At 66.9% G+C, this 1,253-nt stretch carries 1 protein-coding gene; it reads right to left on the bottom strand.

Annotated features, from left to right (window positions below; all coding sequences use genetic code 11):
• The coding region (locus COGEMETH_RS25480; protein ID WP_238185448.1) for a DUF3829 domain-containing protein at positions 1-940 on the bottom strand (940 nt) is incomplete at its 3' end.
• Positions 941-1,253 lie beyond the last annotated feature (313 nt).

Below are 1,253 nucleotides of genomic sequence, written 5' to 3' on the forward strand. Positions count from 1 at the left end.
GCCGTGCCGGCGCATCCTCCGGCAGGGCCGCCAGACGGCGCTCATCCCGGGCGATCTCGCGCTCGAACAGGGCCGTGCCATACGCGTCCATCGCCTTGGCGGCCGCCTCGACGCGGGGGACGAGGATCGCGTGCTGCTCGCGGGCGAACTTGAAGCCATCCTCCTTGAACTCGCGCGTGGTCTGATAGCGCGTGAGCGCCTTCAGGATGGGATTGACCTCGCGTAGGGCGGCCAGCAGCCGGGCGGCCTGAGCATCCACCTCTGGCACGACGCTCGGCAAGGCAACGGCCTTCTCCAACTCGTCGATGACCCCGTCGAAATCCACGATGCCGAAGTGGTACCAGGCGTTGGCGCCGAGCTTCGTTCCGAGCTTGAGCACCCGCTCGTTATCGCGCCGGTAGTCAGCCAACTGCTGCTCCAGGGGATGAGATCGGACCAAGTGGTTCTGGGCCTCGGTGTAGGCATTGGCCTTTGCCAGCGCCTGAGCCTCGGGCGTCTGCGCCGGCGCCGGGCGGGCGGTCGCCCGAGCCGAGCCCGGCGGTGGCGGCGGGCTCTGCAACAGGGCCTGGGAGGCCGCGGGTGCGGCGGGAAAATCGCATTTGAATGCGTCGACCAAGCTTTTGCGCACGGCCTCATGAGCCTGGGCGCACTGATAGGCCACGGTCGGACGCGCCGCCTCGTTGCGCAGGACCGAGTCGCGGAAGCTCTCGCGCATCGTATTGATGCCCTGGCGGATGCCGGGGCGAGCGGCTTCCGGTACGCCGGGGCTGGCGGCGCACTGGGCATAAGCCTCCAGGAAGGCGTCGCAGCTCTCGACGCCCACCGGTGTCACCGGCGTGACCGCCACCACGGGGGTGGCCGAGATCCCCCACAGGAGGGCCAGCGCATAGGCCGAACGGTGAGACATGCCGAGCTTTCTCGTGGAGGCTGTGCTGCGCATTCTGGTCCTCGAAGTTGAAGCGCCTGGCCATGGAACGACGACGCAAGAGATTGCGGAGGGCGACGTGGACCTTGTTGCATCGACTAAGTCGGGATTGTAGCCGAGGAGATGGTCCGAACCCTCCTCGGTGATGCCTTTCCTCATAATTACGTGGGCCTGGCTGGTCTCCGCCGGGGTTCTTCATCCCGGGGCAGTTCGGCAATGCTGGATGACCGCTTTGTCGATCTGCCGCCAATTAGCGGACAGACCGCAATCCACCCAACCCGGTCGTTGACCTCTGCCTCAACAGGCCGGGAGCGGACCTTCCGAGGGT

This window comes from Methylobacterium trifolii (assembly GCF_022179685.1).
In the GTDB taxonomy this organism is placed as follows: Bacteria; Pseudomonadota; Alphaproteobacteria; order Rhizobiales; family Beijerinckiaceae; genus Methylobacterium; species Methylobacterium trifolii.